Source organism: Pseudomonas sp. No.117 (assembly GCF_054558395.1).
Map to the genome: position 1 here is coordinate 54887 of NZ_BAAJNP010000004.1, position 18949 is coordinate 73835.

Annotated in this window: 18 protein-coding genes and 1 pseudogene; 11 read left to right on the forward strand and 8 right to left on the reverse strand. The window is 66.3% G+C overall.

Annotated elements, in window-relative coordinates:
* Window positions 1–137: 137 nt before the first annotated feature.
* Both glgA and ACYJP6_RS10125 read right to left on the reverse strand, forming a co-directional pair.
* Complete coding sequence (glgA, locus tag ACYJP6_RS10120) at window positions 138–1721, reverse strand: glycogen synthase GlgA (protein WP_459474861.1); 1584 nt, start codon at window positions 1719–1721, stop codon at window positions 138–140.
* A gap of 347 nt (window positions 1722–2068) precedes the next feature.
* Entirely contained in the window at window positions 2069–3190 is a 1122-nt protein-coding gene (locus tag ACYJP6_RS10125; protein ID WP_459474862.1) for a mechanosensitive ion channel family protein, read from the reverse strand.
* A gap of 335 nt (window positions 3191–3525) precedes the next feature.
* On the opposite strand from ACYJP6_RS10125, the gene ACYJP6_RS10130 reads away from it, so the two are divergent.
* The 5 genes from ACYJP6_RS10130 (at window position 3526) to tauD (ending at window position 7621) form a co-directional block, all read left to right on the forward strand.
* On the forward strand, window positions 3526–3897 hold the full coding sequence (locus tag ACYJP6_RS10130; RefSeq protein ID WP_027599241.1) for a response regulator: 372 nt from the start codon (window positions 3526–3528) through the stop codon (window positions 3895–3897).
* A 218-nt stretch (window positions 3898–4115) separates the two neighbouring features.
* Window positions 4116–5093 carry a taurine ABC transporter substrate-binding protein gene (tauA, locus tag ACYJP6_RS10135; RefSeq protein ID WP_459475349.1) on the forward strand — a complete coding sequence of 326 codons (978 nt, stop codon included), beginning with the start codon at window positions 4116–4118 and terminating at the stop codon, window positions 5091–5093.
* Between the two features lie 71 nt (window positions 5094–5164).
* A complete protein-coding gene (locus ACYJP6_RS10140) occupies window positions 5165–5953 on the forward strand; it encodes a taurine ABC transporter ATP-binding protein (RefSeq protein WP_459474863.1) in 789 nt (262 codons plus the stop codon).
* Window positions 5943–6758, forward strand: coding sequence for a taurine ABC transporter permease TauC (tauC, locus tag ACYJP6_RS10145; RefSeq protein ID WP_459474864.1), 816 nt, complete (start codon window positions 5943–5945; stop codon window positions 6756–6758). The genes ACYJP6_RS10140 and tauC overlap by 11 nt, the downstream gene beginning before the upstream one ends.
* An 11-nt stretch (window positions 6759–6769) precedes the next feature.
* Complete coding sequence (gene tauD, locus ACYJP6_RS10150; protein WP_459474865.1) at window positions 6770–7621, forward strand: taurine dioxygenase; 852 nt, start codon at window positions 6770–6772, stop codon at window positions 7619–7621.
* A 38-nt stretch (window positions 7622–7659) separates the two neighbouring features.
* On the opposite strand, the gene ACYJP6_RS10155 is transcribed toward tauD, so the two are convergent.
* From ACYJP6_RS10155 to ACYJP6_RS10165, 3 genes are all read right to left on the reverse strand, one after another.
* Window positions 7660–7794, reverse strand: coding sequence for a hypothetical protein (locus tag ACYJP6_RS10155; RefSeq protein WP_260856002.1), 135 nt, complete (start codon window positions 7792–7794; stop codon window positions 7660–7662).
* A gap of 259 nt (window positions 7795–8053) precedes the next feature.
* Window positions 8054–9277: an acyl-CoA dehydrogenase family protein gene (locus ACYJP6_RS10160; RefSeq protein ID WP_459474866.1), complete on the reverse strand. Its 1224-nt coding sequence runs from the start codon at window positions 9275–9277 to the stop codon at window positions 8054–8056.
* A 160-nt stretch (window positions 9278–9437) separates the two neighbouring features.
* Window positions 9438–10349, reverse strand: a complete 912-nt coding sequence (locus tag ACYJP6_RS10165) for a TauD/TfdA dioxygenase family protein (protein WP_459474867.1) — start codon at window positions 10347–10349, stop codon at window positions 9438–9440.
* 355 nt (window positions 10350–10704) lie between these two features.
* Here ACYJP6_RS10165 and ACYJP6_RS10170 point away from each other — a divergent pair, with 355 nt between their 5' ends.
* Both ACYJP6_RS10170 and solA read left to right on the forward strand, forming a co-directional pair.
* Window positions 10705–11709, forward strand: coding sequence for a fatty acid desaturase (locus ACYJP6_RS10170; RefSeq protein WP_459474868.1), 1005 nt, complete (start codon window positions 10705–10707; stop codon window positions 11707–11709).
* 169 nt (window positions 11710–11878) lie between these two features.
* Window positions 11879–13003, forward strand: coding sequence for an N-methyl-L-tryptophan oxidase (gene solA / locus ACYJP6_RS10175; RefSeq protein ID WP_459475351.1), 1125 nt, complete (start codon window positions 11879–11881; stop codon window positions 13001–13003).
* On the opposite strand, the gene ACYJP6_RS10180 is transcribed toward solA, so the two are convergent.
* Both ACYJP6_RS10180 and ACYJP6_RS10185 read right to left on the reverse strand, forming a co-directional pair.
* Entirely contained in the window at window positions 13000–13656 is a 657-nt protein-coding gene (locus tag ACYJP6_RS10180) for an ion channel (RefSeq protein ID WP_459474869.1), read from the reverse strand. The two genes, solA and ACYJP6_RS10180, sit on opposite strands and share 4 nt — an antisense overlap.
* Before the next feature lie 88 nt (window positions 13657–13744).
* Window positions 13745–14971, reverse strand: a complete 1227-nt coding sequence (locus tag ACYJP6_RS10185; RefSeq protein WP_459474870.1) for an MFS transporter — start codon at window positions 14969–14971, stop codon at window positions 13745–13747.
* Between the two features lie 176 nt (window positions 14972–15147).
* Here ACYJP6_RS10185 and ACYJP6_RS10190 point away from each other — a divergent pair, with 176 nt between their 5' ends.
* Both ACYJP6_RS10190 and ACYJP6_RS10195 read left to right on the forward strand, forming a co-directional pair.
* Window positions 15148–15597, forward strand: a complete 450-nt coding sequence (locus tag ACYJP6_RS10190) for a MarR family winged helix-turn-helix transcriptional regulator (RefSeq protein ID WP_459474871.1) — start codon at window positions 15148–15150, stop codon at window positions 15595–15597.
* Window positions 15598–15647: 50 nt separating this feature from the next.
* A complete protein-coding gene (locus ACYJP6_RS10195) occupies window positions 15648–15911 on the forward strand; it encodes a hypothetical protein (protein ID WP_459474872.1) in 264 nt (87 codons plus the stop codon).
* Window positions 15912–15915: 4 nt separating this feature from the next.
* Here ACYJP6_RS10195 and ACYJP6_RS10200 read toward each other — a convergent pair whose 3' ends face one another.
* Window positions 15916–17112 carry an MFS transporter gene (locus ACYJP6_RS10200; RefSeq protein ID WP_459474873.1) on the reverse strand — a complete coding sequence of 399 codons (1197 nt, stop codon included), beginning with the start codon at window positions 17110–17112 and terminating at the stop codon, window positions 15916–15918.
* 162 nt (window positions 17113–17274) lie between these two features.
* Between ACYJP6_RS10200 and ACYJP6_RS10205 the strand changes: the two are divergent.
* Both ACYJP6_RS10205 and ACYJP6_RS10210 read left to right on the forward strand, forming a co-directional pair.
* Window positions 17275–18090, forward strand: a pseudogene (locus ACYJP6_RS10205) (MCP four helix bundle domain-containing protein); the annotation flags it as partial.
* A 78-nt stretch (window positions 18091–18168) separates the two neighbouring features.
* A complete protein-coding gene (locus ACYJP6_RS10210; RefSeq protein WP_459475352.1) occupies window positions 18169–18945 on the forward strand; it encodes a methyl-accepting chemotaxis protein in 777 nt (258 codons plus the stop codon).
* The last annotated feature ends 4 nt before the right edge of the window (window positions 18946–18949 follow it).

The following is an 18949-nucleotide window of genomic DNA, read 5'->3' on the forward strand; positions in this document are numbered from 1 at the left end:
GACGGCAGAAAAGGCACTGCGGCCCAGGTGGCCGCAGTTGCTGTTATGACCGGTGAGAGTTGCTCAAAGTTGAGCGGGACAAGCGCTTTTCGTCGGTCTTTTGACGAGGGAAAAGCGCTTGTTAGCCAGGTCTGACGTCAGGCGCCGACGTGCCGCTCCTGCTGAGCGGTGGCCTGGAGCAGATCGAGATAGAGCGCGGCATAGGGCTTGGCGCATTCGGACCAGAAGAAGGGCCCCTGCATGGCCCGGCGACGCATGGCATTGAGCAGGTCCTGGCGCTCGAAGACTCCCAGGGCACGGTCGATGGCACTGAGGTAGTTGTCCAGCGACAGGGGGCTGAACAGGAAGCCGGTGGTGCCATCCTCGATGCTGTCGGCCAGGCCGCCGGTGCGGGTAGCGATCGGCAGGGAGGCGAAGCGCTGGGCATACATCTGGCTCAGGCCGCAGGGCTCGAAGCGCGAGGGCATCAGCAGGAAATCACTACCGGCGTACATGCGCCGCGCTTCGGTCTCGCAGAAACCGATGTGGGCGCTGACGCGGCCGGGATACCGCAGCGCCAGTGCCCGCACCTGCCGCTCGATGTGCGGCTCGCCGCAGCCGATGATCATCAGCTGACCGCCGCGGGCAACGATGTGGTCGGCGGCCTCGATGGTCAGGTCGATGCCCTTCTGCTGCACCAGGCGCGACACCACCGCGAACAGCGGGCCGTTGGACGGCTCCAGGCCGAATTCCTCGCGAATGTGCGCGGCGTTGACCGCCTTGCCGTCCCAGTCCTCTTCCGCGAAGCACTGGCTCAGGTGCGGATCGCTGCAGGCGCTCCAGTTGTCATCGATGCCGTTGAGCAGCCCGGTCAGCTTGCCCTGGCGCGCCTTGAGCTGCAGCAGGCCTTCCAGGCCATAGCCGAATTCCGGCGTGGTGATTTCCTGGGCGTAGGTGTGGCTGACCGTGGTGATGTGGTCGGCGTAGACCAGGCCGGCCTTGAGGAAGGACACCTTGCCCCAGAACTCGAGGCCTTCCATCTGGAAGGCATGCTCCGGGATGTCCAACTCGGCCAGTACCGAGGCCGGGAACAGGCCCTGGTAGGCGAGGTTGTGAATGGTGGTCAGGCAGGGCGTACTGGAACCCTTCCAACGCAGGTAGCCCGCGGCGAGGCCGGTCTGCCAGTCGTTGAGGTGCAGCAGATCCGGCACCCAGCGAATGGAGGCGTCGCCCAGGGCGAAATCGGCCGCGGCACTGGCCAGGCGGCCGAAGCGGATGTGGTTGTCGGCCCAGTCGGCATTGTTGAGATCGCCGTAGGGATTGCCCGGACGCTCGTAGAGTTCGGGGCAGATCAGCACGTAGACGACCAGGCCGTCTTCCAGGTTGACCCGGCCGATGTCGCAGGCCGGCATGGCGGCGCGCGCTGCGATGCGGCCGACCATCTGCACGCGATCCTTGATCGCGGCCATGACCTGGCGGTAGCCGGGGATGAGCACCCGGACGTCGTGGGAGGCGGCGAGGGCGCGGGGCAGGGCGCCGGACACCTCGCCCAGGCCACCGGCCTTGACGAAGTCGGAGATTTCCGGCGTCACGAACAGAATACGCTTACGGCTCTCGACAACCGAGCTCAGCGTCAGCTGGGGCTCGTCGGTACGCTTGCGAGGAGAGCTGGATCTGGTGGTGCGGATGGCAGTTTCAACGGGCTCCAGGGCCCCAAATTTCCCCACGACGGCATTTGCCATGGTGCGCTCCCAATGCAGCAAGTTCGAGACTGAGGGTTACCTAGTTGCTTCTTTCCTGAAGCTCGATGCTCCTGGTTCAAAAATGCCTACAGCCGAGCTGCTACAGCCTTTTTGCCGGTCACCTCTTCTGAGATGTCTGGAGATGGGCGAGAACTGCTTCGCGGATTTCCAGATTGCTCTCGCACTGACTCATGGACGACGTCACAAGTTTCCCGCGCGAAGGTTGCGCGTTTATGTCCTATTGCCAGATGCATGCCTGATTGCTAGCGCTCACTTCTGGTGCGCTAAGGAATAAGCCGTCGCGGAATCGCTTGATGGCTGCCTGATCGAGGAAAATGGCTACCAAATCAAACTTCTGGCTGCCGCGCGACAGGCTCTTGCCTTTCGTCGGAATGTATTTTGGGCAGGTCGTCGCGGCGACCGAGTTCGGTCCGCAGCTTGGGTAGGCAGAGGGGGAATTCGCGGTTGATGTAGGTGATCAGGCGCTCCCGCACGAAGCAGCGCAAGTCCCAGTTCTTCGAGGAATCGTCGGAGCTGACCAGCACCCGAATCTGGATGGATTCGCTGGAGGCATCGGTCACCTGCAGCACGCACACCCGGCCATCCCATAAATGGGGCACCTCGGCGCAGGCGCGTTCCAATTCGGTGCGCAGCGGGGGCAGTGGCAGGGAGTAGTCCACCCAGATGAACACCGAGCCGATCAGGCTGGAGGAGGAACGTGTCCAGTTCTGGAAGGGAGTCTCGATGAAATATTGCAGGGGCACCACCAGGCGGCGATCGTCCCAGATGCGCACCACCACGTAGGTGCCGGTAATTTCCTCCACTCGGCCCCATTCCCCCTCGACGATGACCACGTCATCCAGGCGGATCGGCTGGGTCACGGCGATCTGCAGGCCGGCGATGAGATTGCCCAGCACCGGGCGCGCGGCGATACCGGCGACCAGGCCAGCAACCCCGGCGGAGGCGAGCAGGCTCGCGCCAACCTGGCGAACCGCCGGGAAGGTCATGAGCATGAGCGCGATGCCGACCAGCAGTACCACGAAGCTGAGGCTGCGCACCAGCACCCGATTCTGCGTCTGGATCCGTCGGGCCCGCAGGTTGTCCGCCACGTCCACCGGATTGCGCAGGGCGATGGTGGCGCCCACTGCCTTGACCGCGCGCAGGCCCAGCCAGGTGAAGGCGGCGATGCTCAGCAGTCCGGTGACGTGCTGTACCGCGCGCAACAGGGGCAGGGCATCGGGTGCTGAATTCCAGACACCTTGCAACACCACCAGCGGCACCGCGAGGCGCGCCGGCTTCTCCACGTACTTCACCAGGTTGCGTGCCAGCAGGAAGGGGTTGGCCAGGCGGCGGATGGCAGCGAAGGCCAGGGTCAGGGCGATCGCGGTGATCAGCAGGGCGACCGCGGCGGCGATCAGCGTGGTAATCCAGGGGGCGTTGAGCCAACCCGTCCAATCGATGGCCGTCATGCACTTTCTCCTTCGGCAGACGGCTTCCCTGATCCTGAGAGCTGACGCGCCTGAATCGCGGGAAGCCCTTCGAGATACCTGAAGTCCGACTGGAGGGCTCCTCCCCGGTTCCCCGGATCGAGCGGAAAGCCGCCGCCAGAATTAATACCACCCCTAAAGGGAAGAGCGGTCTGGCCTTACTCCGTGCCTGCCCGTCGCCAGGTGGGACAAGGTGTCGCATTGCGCGTCTAAGCTCAGAGGAAACTGCGCAGGGAGCGCAGGAATAGGGGTAGAATTCGCGCCCCAACGAGATACGTCCAGTCAAATGGCGGACCTGCGGAGATCGAGACGGATTTATGAAACCAGTGGTAGTGGTCGTCGAAGACGAGAACATGTTGCTCGGGCTGATGGAAGAGGTGCTCGAAGGTGAAGGCTTTCAGGTGCACACCTTCGGTACTGCGGACCAGGCCTGGGAATACCTGTCGAGCGCCCGTCCGACGCCGGATCTGCTGATCACCGACGTGCGCATGCCCGGCGCCATCGATGGCCTGGAACTGGCGCGGCGGGTGAAGCAGCAACTGCCTGGCCTGCCGATCATCGTCTCCTCGGGTTATTTCGAAGAGCTGCAACCGGAGCGGGCGCCGGATATCTACTACCTGCCCAAGCCCTGGCGTTTCGACGACCTGCTGGCGGGTTGCTTCCGCTTCCTCAACCAGCGCAAAGGCTGAGAGCGTCCGGCCAGGATCCGCCGGAGCGCCCTGGCCCTTATTCAGCCCTGGCTAGGCATTGACGACGTCCAACGGCAGGACGCCGCGCCTAAGCTGATTCCATTTCGTTATTTATTCGCCGATCCTTAGATCGTTTAGCTTTGCCTCCATCAGGCGCCAGACCGGCGCCAAGCGCCCGCCGTAGGGTGCTATCGACAAGGAGGCCAAGCGTGAAAGCCCTGATAAAGACCCTGGTACTGGCGGTTGGCGCCGTCGCATTCGCCGGCCAGGCGGCGGCCGAAGAGCTGGTGATCGGCTACCAGACCGGGGTCGATCCGTCCAAGGTCGCCCAGGCTGATGGCCGCTACGAAAAGGCCATCGGCCAGACGCTCGACTGGCGTCGTTTCAACAGCGGTCCCGAGGTCGTCGCGGCGCTGGCCTCGGGTGATGTCCAGATCGGCAACCTCGGCTCCAGTCCCTTGGCCGCCGCCACCTCGCGCAAGTTGCCGCTGGTGACCTTCATCGTCTCCGCGCAGATCGATTCCGCCGAAGCCCTGGTGGTGCGCAACGGCAGCGGTATCGACAAGCCCGAGCAATTGGTGGGCAAGACCCTCGCCACGCCCTTCGTCTCCACCTCCCATTACAGCCTGCTCGGGGCGCTCAAGCATTGGGGCGTGGATCCGACCACCGTCAAGATCGTCAACCTCAATCCCACCGAGATCGCGGCCGCCTGGCGCCGCGGCGATATCGATGGCGCCTTCGTCTGGTCGCCGGCCCTGGGTGAGATCAAGAAGAGCGGCAAGGTGCTGGCCGATGCCGCCCAGGTGGGCGCCTGGGGCGCGCCGACCTTCGAAGTCTGGGTCGCGCGCAAGGATTTCGCCGAGAAGCATCCCGAGATCGTCAGCCGGTTCGCCAAGGTGACCCTGGATGCCTTCGCCGACTACCAGGCCCATGGCAAGGCGTGGGGTGCCGATTCGGAGCAGGCGAAGAAGATCGCCCGCCTCACCGGTGCGGACGCCGCCGATATCCCCGAACTGCTAGCCGGCTCGCGCTATCCGGATGCCCAGGCCCAGCTCGGTCCGGACCTGCTCGGCGGCGGTACCGCCAAGGCCATCGCCCGCACGGCCGAATTCCTCAAGGAACAGAAACGCATTCCCACGGTGCTCGATGACTACTCGCCCTACGTGAGCGCCGAGTACGTCCGCAAGGCCCAGTGACCCCGAGTTCTTCACGCCACGACTCGCCCCTCTTCGGAGGGGCTTTTTTTCCCTCCCGACAGGAGCCGATCATGAGTCGACTTAGCCTGGAACAGGCCAGTCTTGGTTTCGTCCGCCGCGGCCGTATCCAGCCGATCCTGCAGAATCTCGATCTCGCGGTGGAGAAGGGCGCCGCGGTGGTGGTACTGGGCCCTTCCGGCTGCGGCAAGTCCAGCCTGCTCAATGTGCTGGCGGGTTTCCAGCCGCTCGACGGCGGCCGGGTGCACCTCGATGGTCGCACCCTGGAAGGACCCGGTGGCGAGCGCGGCGTGGTGTTCCAGGATGATGCCCTGATGCCCTGGCTCAACGCCCGGGACAATGTCGCCTTGGGCCTGCGTCTACGTGGCCTGCCGCGTGGCGAGCGGGAGCGCCGGGCGCAGGAGATGCTGGAACTGGTAGGCCTGGCCCAGCACGGTGAGCACGCCATCGGCGAGTTGTCCGGTGGCCAGCGTCAACGCCTGGGCCTGGCCCGTGCCCTGGCGGTGGACCCGGATTTCCTGTTGCTCGACGAACCCTTCGGCGCCCTCGATGCCCTGACCCGGGAGCGCATGCAGGTCTTGCTGCTGGAGGTATGGAAGCGCACCGGCAAGGGCCTGTTCCTGATCACCCACAGCGTGGACGAAGCCCTGTTCCTGGCCACCGACCTGCTGGTGCTGGACGGTCCGCCCGCGCGCATCGTCCGCCGTCTCGACGTGCCCTTCGCCCGTCGCTATCTGGCCGGTGAGCCGGTCCGGGACATCAAGGCCGATCCCCGTTTCGCCGAGTTGCGCCAGGAATTGCTCGATCTCTTCCTCCAGGAGACCCCCGACCATGTCCGCTGAAACCCTCGCCACCCCAGTCCGCGAAGCCCGTGGAAGACGTGCGCTGCGCCTGGGTCGCCGCCGCCTTGCCGCGCTCGGCACCTTGACCGGCGTGGTGACGCTCTGGTGGAGCGCGACTCACCTGGGCTGGGTCGACACCCTGTTCCTGCCATCCCCCGAGCAGCTGCTGGTCGCTCTGCAGGGCCTGCTCGCCGACGGCTATCTGGATGCCAGTCTCTGGCAGCACCTGAGCACCAGCCTGCTGCGCGTGCTTGCCGCGCTGCTGGCGGCGGTGCTCACGGCAGTGCCCCTGGGCATCGCCATGGGCCTCAATCCGACGCTGAACGCCGCCCTGGATCCGCTGGTGGAGTTCTATCGGCCGATCCCGCCGCTGGCGTACCTGCCGCTGATGGTGATCTGGTTCGGTATCGGCGAGCTGTCCAAGGTGCTGCTGATCTATCTGGCGCTGTTCGCGCCGCTGCTGATCGCCACCGTGGGCGGGGTGCGCCGGGTCGATCGCGCACGGGTCCAGGCGGTGCGTTGCCTGGGCGCGTCGAAGGTGCAGGTGGTGCGCCATGTCATCCTGCCCAGCGCCTTGCCCGACATCCTCACCGGCCTGCGCATCGCCCTGGGGGTGGGCTGGTCGACGCTGGTGGCGGCCGAGCTGATCGCCGCCAATCGTGGCCTGGGTTTCCTGGTGCAATCGGCAGCGCAGTTCATGGCCACCGACGTGGTGGTAGTGGGCATCCTGCTGATCGCCAGCATCGCCCTGTCCATCGAACTCGGTCTGCGCGCGCTACAGCGGCGCTATGCCGGCTGGAACTGAGGAGAGGCAGGATGACCATCACCTTCGAACGCCTGAGCCCCGCCCTGGGTGCGCGGGTCCACGGCCTGGACCTGCGCGAGCCGCTGGACACCGCCAGTCATGCCGCCCTGCATCGAGGGCTGCTGGAACACCAGGTGTTGTTCCTGCGCGACCAGCTGCTGACGCCGCGCCAGCAGCGCGACGTGGCAGCCCGCTTCGGCGACCTGCACATCCATCCCATCTATCCCAAGCACCCCGAGCAGCCGGAAATCCTGGTGCTGGACACCGAACTCAACGACCTCAGGGACAACGCCCTCTGGCACACCGATGTCACCTTCATCCAGACCCCGCCGCTGGGTTCGCTGCTCAGTGCGCGCCAGGTACCGGCCTATGGCGGCGATACCCTCTGGGCGAGCAATTCGGCGGCCTATACGGCGCTGTCGGCTCCGCTGCGCGAGTTGCTGGACGGGCTGACCGCCTGGCACGACCTGAGCAAGTCCTTTCCCCTGGAGCGCTTCGGCCATACCGCGGAAGGGCTGGCGCGCTTCAATGCGGCGCGGGCGGCCAATCCGCCCGTGTGCCATCCCGTGGTCCGGGTGCATCCGGAGACCGGGCAGAAAGGGCTGTTCGTCAGCGCGGGCTTCACCACCCGCATCGCCGAGCTGGAAGAGGCCGAGAGCGATGCCCTGTTGCAGCTGCTGTTCGCCCATGCGGCCCGCCCGGAATTCCAGGTGCGCTGGCAGTGGCAGGCAGGGGACCTGGCCTTCTGGGACAACCGCATCACCCAGCATTACGCCTGTGACGACTACCGTCCCCAGCGCCGCATCATGCATCGGGCGACCATCCTGGGTGATCGGCCTCGAGGACCGGGCGCGGCCGCCTGAGCTGCGGGTTGCGCCAGGGCGCCAGGACGCCGGTCCGGTCAGTCGCCGAGGACGTCCATCAGGCCGAGGACGAAGAAGAGCACGATGCACACCACGGCGACCACCACCGGGATGAAGCGCGGATCCTTGATCGCCTTCCACATTACTTGCCGATTGCTACGCGACTTATCCATGACGCCTCTCCCTGAAGAAAGCCCGCGAGCTTAAAGCATCGCCGAGGGTCGGGGATAGCGGCGGTATCCGGGCCGCTGGTCGCTCGCCAGCGCTTGCGCGGCGGATGCGCGAGCCTGTGGCTCGGGCAGGGGGAGGCTGGACAGCCAGGTTGGATCCAGAGGGCAGGGCCGTCGACGCTTTGGCCGGACCCGCCGGCAGGGTTTGGGTGTGTTGGGCTTCGCTATGCTCAGCCCAACCTACGGGAAGTCCCGGCGTCTTTCACGCCACCCCGATCTTCCACTGCGGCGGCGGCGGGGTGCCGTTGACCGCGTAGTCGCCGACGATACGATCCTTGTAGACGCGCGGGTTGTGGGAGGCGAGGGTGCGGGCGTTGCGCCAGAAGCGGTCCAGCCCCTGGGGCCTGAAGGTCGCCGAGGCCCCCAGGGCATCGAACAGGCGGCCGGAGGCGTCGATGATGAGGTCGGTGACCACATTCAGTGACTGGCAGACCTCCAGCTCGGCGAGTGCCACGGCGCTGTCCTCGGCGGCCTGGTCGTCGGCGTGCCTGAGGTCGTACACCCGCTGCAGCGCCTCGGCGTTCTTCAGGGTGATGACCCCGGCGCAGTAGGCGGCGCTGCGCACCTGGCCCACCACGGCGAGTACCTGGGGATCCTGGCTCACCCGGTCAGCGTTGCCGATGGTGAAGGTTCGGGTGCGGGCGGCCACCGCCGCCGCGACCTCGCCGCTCATGGCACGCCCCAGGCCGGCGAGGTTGGCCAGGTGGAATACCTGGAAGAACCCCGGTGAATAGCGGAAGCGCTCGCCCACCGCGACCACGTCCGTCGGCGCCACCCGCACGTTGGTGAAGGTAGCGGTGCCGCTGGCGGTGAGGGTCTGGCCGAAACCGTTCCAGTCGTCCACCACCTCCACCCCGGGCGCATCGCGGCGGACCGTGGCCATGACCCGGTTGCCGGCGTCGTCGGTGGCGCCTACGTCGATCCAGTCGGCATAGAGCGAGCCGGTGGTATAGAACTTGGTGCCGGACAGCAGCAGGGCATCGCCTTCCCGGCGTAGTCGGGTGCTGAACTCGGCGCGCCGGGCATCGCCGACTTCGCTGGACGCCGGGCCCAGGGTCTCACCCGCGGCGATCCGGCCGAACCACAGCGCGCGGCGTGCCTCGTCGTCACTGTTCAGCAGGCCCTCGACGAAGCCCATGTGGCCGCGCAGCGCCTGGACCAGATTCGAGTCGGCTTCGCCCAGCTCGATGAGCAAGGCGAACAATTCCGGCAGCGTCACCCCGGCGCCACCGTGCTCGACCGGCAGGCGCAGGGCGGTGAAGCCGGCTGCCTTGAGCCAGCCCAATTCTTCCACGGGTAGGCGGCGCTCTACCTCCCGCTCGATGGCGCCGGCGCGAATGCGCTGGAACAGTGGCTGGAACCGCGCCGAAAGGTCGGCGTGGCGAGTGGATGGGCCGGCGCCCCAGCCTGAGGTTATGACGGTCATGGGTGGCAGATTCCTTCTGGAAGATTCAAAGCTCGTGGATGACGCCGATGCGCCGCATTTCGCTGTGGGCAGCGCCCGTGGTGCCGATCAGGGTGATCGCCGCCACGATATGGCGGCCGATGAGGCGAAGGCGCTGCATGTCTGGCTCCTTGCGTGGCCGTCAGGCGGCCAGGTGTTTCTTGTCGGCTTCGGTACGCGGCGAGCGGGCCTCGGCGGTGGGTTTGATGGCCTGGCTGGGGCGGCCGTCGACCCCGAAGGGCACCTCGCCGGCGATGGTGGTGCGGCGGACGATCCGTTCGGCGCTGCCATAGTCGTCGACGGCGATGTGCTGGGTGGCGCGGTTGTCCCAGAGCACCACGTCGCCGGTCTGCCAGCGCCAGCGCACGGTGTTCTCCAGGGCGGTGACCCGGTCCTGGAACAGCCGCAACAGCTGCCGGGAATCATTGCCACTCACGCCTTGGATCTGCTTGACGAAATGGCCCAGCACCAGCGCCCGCTCGCCGGTTTCCGGATGGACCCGGACCAGCGGATGCTCGGTCTCGTACACCTCGGCGGTGAATTCCTCGCGATAGCGGCGCAGGCCATTGGCCTCGGCATGGCGCGATGGGGCGTAGTCGTAGAGATTGGTGTGCAGCGCCCGCAGGCCGTCGGCCAGTGTCTTGAGGGGCGCGGGCAGATCGGCGTAGGCCGCCGCGGTATTGGCCCAGACGGTGTCGCCGCCTTGGCTCGGGATCACCACGCCGCGCAGGATGGAGATCTTCGGGTAGTCCACCACGAAGGTGACGTCGGTGTGCCAGGAATTGGCCCGGCTATGCCGTGAATCCAGATTGAGGATGGCCGCGCTGCGCTCGGCCGAACGTACGGTGGGGTGGGGCACCTGCTCGCCGAAGCGGCGGGAAAAGGCCTCGTGTTCCTCATCGTTCAGATGTTGATCACGCAGGAACACCACCTTGTAGTTGAGCAGCGCCTGATGCAAGGCGGTGAAGGTCGCCTCGTCGAGGTCGGCGGACAGCTTCACGCCGGAAATCTGCGCGCCGATACGACCGGTGAGGGGTTCTATAACTAGAGACATGGCTACACTCCTGGCGGGATGAGAAGTCGCTGGAGTGTAGGAGGGTGTTTTGCGAAGTTTCTAATCTTCAATGCGACTAAGCATATGCTTGTGTGGCAGTCATTGGCGAAGTGTCTGTCGGCCAACACCAATAATGGTCGATTTATCGAAGGCGGTTTTTAAGTCGATGATTAACAAGGGCTTTTAATGGAGGCTCGATATATCTCGAAAAATTCAGACGGCACTGACCGCTGCCAAACAGTTGTGTGTCTGGGATAACAGTAAGTTTCTCTCCTGGCTATGAGGTAATGCCCGAATAGTATTGGGCGGTCTTCGCTTATTTCCCTAGTGTCGCCATGTCGATGAACGTCAGGGCATGCTAGTGACTGTCTATCTGGATCCGCGGCAGCGCCGCCTGGTGAAGTTGTTGTCGCGAACGTTCGCGGCCCGTAGTGAATGGCCCACCTGGGCGCTGGTGGCCGGCGTCTATGGGAGTTGGCTGGGTCTGGTTGCCGCCTGGCCAGTGCTGGGTTACTGGACGCTGCCGGCGCTGGTGCTGGTGGTGGTCCTCCACCAGTCGTTGCAACACGAGTTGATCCATGGTCACCCCACCGCCTCGCCGCATCTCAACGCTGGCCTGGCCTATCCGCCACTGGGCCTCTGGTTTCCCTTTCCGCTCTATCGCGACAGCCACCTGGCGCACCATCGCCGCGAGACGCTGACCGACCCGGCCCTCGACCCCGAAAGCCGCTATGTCGATGGCGAACTCTGGGAGAGGAGGGGGCCGGCCGGGCGCGGCTTGCTCTGGCTGGACAAGACCCTGATTGGCCGGGTGCTGGTGGGGCCGGTGCTGGCCCTGCAGGCCATGCTCTGCCATGAATTTCGCCGCTGGCGGCTCGGCGAGCAGGGGGTAGGGCGTCTCTGGTGCCTCCACCTCGGCTTGGTCGCCGGGTTGCTCCTGGCCATCCAGCACGTCGCCGGTCTGCCCTGGCCGGTCTATGTCCTGGGCGTCGCCTGGCCCGCCCTGGCGGTGGCGCTGATCAGGTCCTTCTACGAGCATCGGCCGGCACGGGATCCCGCGCAGCGCTGCGTGCTCAACGAGAGCAGCGGGCCGTTGCGCTGGCTGTTCCTCAACAACACCCTGCATCTGGTCCACCATGACCTGCCAGGCCTGCCCTGGTACCTGATTCCCCGGGTCTATCGCGCCAGGCGCCGTGCCTATCGGGTGCGCAGCGGCCAGTTCGTCTTCGTGGGCTACCGCGAGCTGGGCCGCCGTTTCGCCTGGCACGCGGTGGACGCGCCGCGGCATCCCGCGGCCGGCGCGCCAGTCCGGCCGCGGGCGGACACCGACCGCCCTTGCGTCTTCAGCATTCCCTGGTAATACCACCCCGATAGTGGTCCTTGCGATATTCAAACCCCTTGCCCAACCTAGACGACAAGGGGACTGGCCGGCTCGATGCCTCTGCTAGAGTGCCCGCTCCGAGGGAAACTGCGAGGAGAAGAAGGTGGCGGAAACGATTTTCGAGGTGATCGTTCTGGGGCTAGGCGCCATGGGCGCGGCGACGCTTCATCAATTGGCCAAGCGCGGCGTCAAGGTCGCGGGAATCGACCGCTATACACCGCCCCATGAGCTGGGCTCCAGTCACGGCGCTACGCGCATCACTCGCCAGGCGGTGGGTGAGGGCGCGGCCTACGTGCCCCTGGCAATCCGTTCCCAGCAACTCTGGCGAGAGTTGGAGGCCGAGCGGGGCGTCAGGCTGTTCGAGCAAAGCGGCGTGCTGATCATGAACGCGACCGCGACCGCCACCTCCCATCACGGCCGCGCGGATTTCACCCAGACCACCCTGGAGCTGGCGCGCCAGTACGGCATCCCCCATGAGCAGTGGGACGGCGCCACTATTCGGCAGCGCTTTCCGCAGTTTCGCGTGGCGGACGACGCCCTTGGCTACTTCGAGCCCGGTGGCGGCTACCTCTATCCGGAGGCCTGTATCCAGGCCCAGCTGGAAGCCGCCCAGGCGCATGGCGCCCAGCTCATCACCGGCACCTGCATCGAGCGTCTGGAGCAGGCCGGGCAGGGCGTGCGCCTGCATTCCGCCCAGGACAGCTGGCGTGCCGAGCGGGTGATCGTCGCCGCTGGCATGTGGAGTGCCGAGCTGTTGGGGGCACCTTTCACCGGGCTGTTGCGCGTCTGTCGCCAGACGCTGCACTGGTTCGAGCAAACCCAGCCCGAGCTGTTTCCGACCGATTCGCCCAGCTTCATCCTGGCCCACGGCAGTGGTGACAGCGATCTCTTCTACGGCTTCCCACCATTGCCCGGGGAGGGCGCGGTGAAAGTCGCCACCGAGCAGTACCAGAATAATACCACCCCTATAGGGATTGACCGGTTGCTCCATCCTGAAGAATCGAGACAGCTGTTCAGTAATCAAGTGGGCAGGTGGATAGCGGGGCTGTCGCCCCAGGTGGTGCGCAGCGCAGTCTGTGCCTATACGGTCACGCCGGATTTCGGCTTCATCGTCGACACCCATCCGAGGCTGCCAGGCGTGACCGTGGTCAGCGCCTGTTCAGGACATGGCTTCAAGCATTCGGCGGCGCTGGGCGAGGCGCTCGCGCAGCAGGTGACGGCGGGGCGCAGCGACATCGACCTGAGCAGCTTCGCCCTGGCGCGCTTCGGCTAGCGGCTGCGCACCGTCAGGGTGACCAGGCGGGTTACCACCAGCGCGATGTACATCACCCCGGAGAACTGGCCGAGCATGACCAGCGAGCGCGCCATGGGCTTGATCGGATAGATGTCGCTCAGGCCGACGCCGGAAAGGATGGCGAAGCTGACGTAGAGCAGCTCCGTCCAGGTACGGGCGGCGAGGGGGTCGTTGGCGGCGGTGAAGCTGTTCGGCTGCAGGATCTGGCAGGCCGAATAGGCGTGGGCGAAGGCCCAGGCCAGCAGGGTGAAGGTCGCGCCCACCGCGAAGAGTTCGTCGGTGGTCGCGCGCTGGTCTTCCATCATGTAGGCGATGAGGCTGCCGGCGGCATAGAAGTAGAAGATCGCATCGAGGACGGCGAGGGAGACCACCAGGTGCGGGTCGCCGTGCCATTCCACCAGCACCGTGAGCACCAGGATGCAGCCGGCGAGAATGAAGCCCAGCCACTGGATGGTCGGGCTGCGGCGCACCATCCGCAGCGCCGTGGCCAGCACGATGATGCCAAAGGCACCGATGATGGCGCGGCCATGCTCTTCCTGTTCGACGAAGGGGTAGAGCAGCAGGCCGAGCAGCTGGATGAACAGCAGGTTGGCGGACGGGTAGCGGACCAGGTAATGCAGCGGGGTCTTCATCGGGGCTCGGGGCGGGTTCTGGGGCGGCAAGCGTAGCGGTTGGCGGGAGGCTTCGCCACGGGCGCCTTGGCGTCCCGTGGCGTCGGTCTCAGGCGCCCTTGCGGCGGGTGGAGGGCAACAGGACGGTGAGCACCCCCAGCAGGGGCATGTAGGAACAGAGTTGGTAGACGTACTGGATGCCGTGATGGTCCGCGAGATTGCCCAGGCCCGCCGCGGCGATGGCACTGACACCGAACATCAGGCCGAAGAAGACACCCGCGATCATGCCGACGTTGCCTGGCACCAGTTCCTGGGCGTAGACCACGATGGCCGAGAAGGCCGACGCCAGCACGAAGCCGATGATGACGCTTAGCACGCTGGTCCAGAACAGGTCCACGTAGGGCAGGGCCAGGGTGAAGGGCGCCGCGCCGAGGATCGAGAACCAGATGACCGCCTTGCGGCCGATGCGATCGCCGATGGGGCCGCCGAGGAAGGTGCCGGCCGCGACGGCGCCGAGGAAGAGGAACAGATGCAGCTGGGAGCTGGCCACCGACAAGCCGAAACGCTCGATCAGGTAGAAGGTGAAATAGCTGGTGAGGCTGGCCATGTAGATGTACTTGGAAAACACCAGCAGGGCCAGCACGATCAGGGCGAAGGTCACCCGCCGCGGTGACAGCCCGTGGCTCACCGCCGCGGCCTTGCGGCCCTTGGCACTGCGCAGGTGCTGGCGATACCAGCGGGACAGCCCGTATTGCACGGCGATGGCGAACAGGGCGAACAGCGCGAACCAGGCGACGTGGGTCTGGCCGTAGGGAATGACGATGGCGGCGGCCAGCAGTGGGCCGATGGCGGTACCGGCGTTGCCACCCACCTGGAAGGTCGACTGGGCCAGGCCGAAGCGGCCTCCCGAGGCCAGGCGTGCGACCCTGGAGGTCTCGGGATGGAAGGTCGAGGAGCCGACGCCGATCAGTGCCGAGGCAGCGAGGATCGCCGGGAAGCTGCCGACGAAGGCCAGCAGCAACACCCCGAACAGGGTGCAGACCATGCCAGCTGTCAGCAGATAGGGTTTCGGATGGCGGTCGGTGTGGAAGCCTATCCAGGGCTGGAGCAGCGAGGCGGTGATCTGGAACGCCAGGGTGATGAGACCGATCTGGGTAAAGGTCAGACCATAGCTATCCTTGAGTAGGGGATAGATGGAGGGCAGGACCGACTGGATCAGATCGTTGATCAGGTGGGCGAGGGCACAGGAGGCGAGGACTCCGGCCACCAGTGGCGAGGCGGCAGCGGGGAGGGGTGTCTCCCCTGGGGTGGCTGGAGAGGCAGAGGAAACGGCCATCTTGGTATTACCCTTATTATTTATGTCCAGCCGCTCACTGTGGCATCCTGTGTTATCGGAATCCAGTGCCAGTTACCGGATGTTTCCGGCAACCGAGCTCCAGCCCCGGCCCAAGGCCTGGCGCGGGCTCGCCGGCACCGACCACTCCTGTTAACGCGTTTTTGATGGCAGACCTCATGACAGCCAAAGATCCACTGCTTCTCGACCAGCAACTGTGCTTTTCCCTGTATTCGGCTTCGCTCGCCATGACGCAGCTGTACAAGCCATTACTGGAAAGCATGGGCCTGACCTTCCCGCAGTACCTGATCATGCTGGTGCTCTGGGAGCACGATGGCCTCACCCTCAAGGAATTGTCCAACCGGCTGCGGCAGGATTCGGGCGCCCTGACCCCGGTGGTCAAGCGGCTCGAGGCGGGCGGCCTGGTCACGCGTCGGCGCAGTGCGGAGGACGAGCGCAACCTGTCCATCGAACTCACCCCGGCCGGCCGCGCCCTGCGCAACCAGGCCAACGGCGTCAACAGCCGCGTCCGCGAGGTCTGCGCCCTGGGCGATGCCGGGCTGGATGATCTGCGGGAAACCCTGGTGATGCTGCGCAGCCGCCTGGACGAGGAAGGCGCGAGTTCCTGAACCATCGCCGGCCAGGCGGTTCCCATGGCTACAGCCGCCGGGGAATACGTATGACCTTCACCTACCAACCCGACCAGGATTACCTGCTCGTGGATCTCGAGAGTGGTCGCACCGCCGGCAAGTTGCTGCAGGGTGAGTTGCACATCGCCGACAGCTGCAAGGGTGAGGACCCGCGCACCTATGCGCGACTGCTGGACGAGACGCTACGCAGCACCCTGGGTGACGAGGTCGGTCAGCGGCAGGGCGATATCCTCACCCTGCGGCGGACCGGCATCGAATTGCGCCTGGTGCCCATGGCCGTCGCCTGCGACTAGCCGCTCAGGGCCGCGCGGCACCATCGCCGAAGAGCGCCTTGAACAGCCAGGCGACCAGCGCCACGTTGATCAGTGCCAGCAGGCAGAGCAGCCCCAGCACCGCCTGGGGACCCTGGTGCTCCAGCACATAGCCGCACAGCAGCGGCGTGGCAGCCTGGCCCAGCAGCGCGGGGCGCGCCATGCGTCCGAGGATCGCGGCGTACTCCGTCGGACTCCAGAGCGCCAACGGCAGGGTGCCGCGGATGATCGCCCGCAGGCCGTTGCCCGCCCCGAAGATCACCAGGCCCACCACCGTGACCCAGGCGACACTGGGCCCCAGCGTCACCAGAAGCAATCCGGCCGCCGTGCAGACCACCGAGGCCAGCGCCGTCCATAGCGGATGGCCGTTGCGATTGACGAGGTCGATGAGGCGTGAGCCCACCTGGCTCGGACCCAGGCAGGCACTCAGGGCCACTGCCGTCGCCAGCCCGTAGCCCAGACTCTGCAGCAGGGTAATCAGCTGGATGGAGATCGCCGTCATCAGCACGGCACCCAGGGTGAAGAGGGCGCACAGCACCCCATAGAGCGCGCGATTCACCGGGGCTGCAGGCGCCGTCTGCAGCGGGCGCGGCGCCTGGGTGGCGATGACGGGCGCGGGCAGGGCGTGGCGGTACAGGGGCCAGATCGTCAGCAGCAGGACCGCGGCATAGGCCAGGCAGGCGCCGCGCCAACCGAGGTGGTTGACCAGCAGGGCGGTGATCGGCCAGGTGATGGCGGTACAGAAGCCCGACACCAGGGTGATGCCGGTGATCGCCGAACGGGCCTGGGCGCCGTAGCAGGTACCCAGGGTCGCGAACAGGGCATCGTAGAGCCCGGCGGCCATGCCGATGCCCATGATCACCCAGGCCAGCAGGAACAGTGGCAGGTGCTGGGCACTGGCCATCAGGATCAGGCCCGACGCCACACCAAGGCCGCTGAGGGACAGCAGGGTCCGACCGCCCTGGCGGGCGATCAGCCGTCCGCACGCCGGGGCGAGTAGCCCGGACACCAGCACGCCGAGGGAGAGGCCGCCATAGACCCACTGGCGGGACCAGCCGGTCTCCCGCACCACGGGATCGGCGAGCACCGCGAGGATGAAGAAGGAGCCACCCCAGACGAGAATCTGGCCGATGCCAAGCAGCAGGATCTGGAACGCGGATGCCTTGGGTGGAGCGGAGGCCATGGTCTAGGAAGTCGGCAGCTCAGTGAAGGCTGCGGACGTTAGCCCCAGTCGCCGCGCCGTGCAATCGTCCGATCTTTTTTCGGCGATGGCTTTTTGTCATCAAGCCGACATTTTGTCTGCCTAGTCTCTTCCGCTCGACCGTCTTCCTGCAGTGACGCCTCCATGCTCCGTTTCATCGCTCCGTTGCGCCGTTCCCTGGATCGTTCCTGGCTGAGATCGCTCAAGACCGGGCCACGGATGCTCTGCGCCTTCACCTTCGCCGCCATGCTGCTGGCCGGACTCGGTCTCTTCTCCCTGTGGGAGATGCAGCAACTGCGGCGCCAGGCGCTGATCATGGAGCAGCATTCCCTGCCCAGCATGGCCATCGCCGACGCCCTGGCGATCAACCTGGGCAAGCTGCGCAACCAGGCGTCGGTGGTGCTGCTCAACGCCGAGGATCCGGGCGCCGTGGCCATGAGCCGGATCACCCTGGAGCAGCTGGTCAACGAGACCGACCAGCTGTTCCGGGACTACGAACCGGTGATCGCCGAGGCCACCGAAGCCGATTCGGTCAAGGCCCTGCACGGGGCCTACCTGCCCTTCGTCGCCGGACTGCGCCAGGAAGTGCAGCTGATCGAGCAGCAACAGCTCGCGGCGGCGCGGGTGCAGCTGGATACCGTGGTGACCCTGCAGGGTGACCTGATGGACATGCAGGTCCAGTTGCTGCGTGAACTGAACAAGCAGGGCGCGGCCCAGGCCAAGGCGCGGGCGGAAACCCAGTTCGCCCAAGCCCGGGCCATCGTCTGGTCGGCCATCGGCGGCGCCGTCGTGCTGTTGCTGCTGCTGGCCTGGCGGCTGACGCGCAGCGTGGTGCAGCCCCTGCGCCAGGCGCTGGACATCTCCACCGGCATCGCGGCGGGTGACCTGCGCCAGAGGATCCAGGCCCGCGGTCGCGACGAAGCGGCCATGCTGCTGCTGGCGCTCGAACGCATGCAGGGCAACCTGCGCGAGGTGTTGGCCCATACCGGCAATGCCTCCGAGCAACTGGCCTCGGCCTCGACCCAGATGAGCGCGGTGATGGATGACAGCTGCCGCAACCTGGAACGCCAGACGGCCGACATCCAGCAGGCGGCGATCGCGGTGACCCAGCTCAACCAGGCGGTGCAGGCGGTGTGCGAGCACGCGACGTCCACCTCCGCCGAATCCCGTCGCTGCGTCGATCAGGCCAAGCAGGGCCAGGCGCAGGTCCAGCAGACCCTGGTGGCCATCACCCAGCTGGTCGGCAACGTCGACGAAGCCGCTACCCAGGCGGACCACCTGGCCGCGCAGTCCAAGGGCATCAGCAAGATGCTCGACGTGATCCGCACCGTGGCCGAGCAAACCAACCTGTTGGCCCTCAACGCCGCCATCGAGGCGGCTCGCGCCGGGGATGCGGGGCGTGGCTTCGCCGTGGTGGCGGACGAGGTGCGCGGCCTGGCCCGGCGGACCGGCGATTCCACCCGGGAGATCGAAGGCCTGATCGACGGGGTGCAGCAGGTCAGCGAAAAGACCGTGGCGGCGCTCGATCAGAGCCGCCTGCAGGCCAGCCATACCCGTGACCAGGCCCAGGCGACCTGGCAGGTGCTGGAGGGCATCACCCAGGCCATCACCGCCATCGGCCAGCGCAACGACGCCATCGCCGCGGCCACCGAGGAGCAGACCGCCACCACCGCCGCGGTCGATCGCACTCTCACGCTGATCCGCGACGCCGCCACCCAGACCGCTGCTGGTGCGCAGCAGACCAGCACCAGCAGCCAGCAGCTGTCCAGCCTGGCCGCCGACCTGCACGGCGCCCTGCAACGCTTCGAGGTCTAGCGTC

Coding starts and splice junctions, on each gene's coding strand:
- ACYJP6_RS10190 (WP_459474871.1), top strand. CDS start 15,148: ATGACAGCCAAAGATCCACTGCTTCTCGACCAGCAACTGTGCTTTTCC.
- glgA (WP_459474861.1), bottom strand. CDS start 1,721: ATGGCAAATGCCGTCGTGGGGAAATTTGGGGCCCTGGAGCCCGTTGAA.
- ACYJP6_RS10170 (WP_459474868.1), top strand. CDS start 10,705: ATGCTAGTGACTGTCTATCTGGATCCGCGGCAGCGCCGCCTGGTGAAG.
- ACYJP6_RS10180 (WP_459474869.1), bottom strand. CDS start 13,656: ATGAAGACCCCGCTGCATTACCTGGTCCGCTACCCGTCCGCCAACCTG.
- ACYJP6_RS10200 (WP_459474873.1), bottom strand. CDS start 17,112: ATGGCCTCCGCTCCACCCAAGGCATCCGCGTTCCAGATCCTGCTGCTT.
- tauC (WP_459474864.1), top strand. CDS start 5,943: ATGTCCGCTGAAACCCTCGCCACCCCAGTCCGCGAAGCCCGTGGAAGA.
- ACYJP6_RS10130 (WP_027599241.1), top strand. CDS start 3,526: ATGAAACCAGTGGTAGTGGTCGTCGAAGACGAGAACATGTTGCTCGGG.
- ACYJP6_RS10195 (WP_459474872.1), top strand. CDS start 15,648: ATGACCTTCACCTACCAACCCGACCAGGATTACCTGCTCGTGGATCTC.
- ACYJP6_RS10125 (WP_459474862.1), bottom strand. CDS start 3,190: ATGACGGCCATCGATTGGACGGGTTGGCTCAACGCCCCCTGGATTACC.
- ACYJP6_RS10140 (WP_459474863.1), top strand. CDS start 5,165: ATGAGTCGACTTAGCCTGGAACAGGCCAGTCTTGGTTTCGTCCGCCGC.
- ACYJP6_RS10155 (WP_260856002.1), bottom strand. CDS start 7,794: ATGGATAAGTCGCGTAGCAATCGGCAAGTAATGTGGAAGGCGATCAAG.
- ACYJP6_RS10160 (WP_459474866.1), bottom strand. CDS start 9,277: ATGACCGTCATAACCTCAGGCTGGGGCGCCGGCCCATCCACTCGCCAC.
- ACYJP6_RS10165 (WP_459474867.1), bottom strand. CDS start 10,349: ATGTCTCTAGTTATAGAACCCCTCACCGGTCGTATCGGCGCGCAGATT.
- ACYJP6_RS10185 (WP_459474870.1), bottom strand. CDS start 14,971: ATGGCCGTTTCCTCTGCCTCTCCAGCCACCCCAGGGGAGACACCCCTC.
- tauD (WP_459474865.1), top strand. CDS start 6,770: ATGACCATCACCTTCGAACGCCTGAGCCCCGCCCTGGGTGCGCGGGTC.
- ACYJP6_RS10210 (WP_459475352.1), top strand. CDS start 18,169: ATGGATGACAGCTGCCGCAACCTGGAACGCCAGACGGCCGACATCCAG.
- solA (WP_459475351.1), top strand. CDS start 11,879: ATGGGCGCGGCGACGCTTCATCAATTGGCCAAGCGCGGCGTCAAGGTC.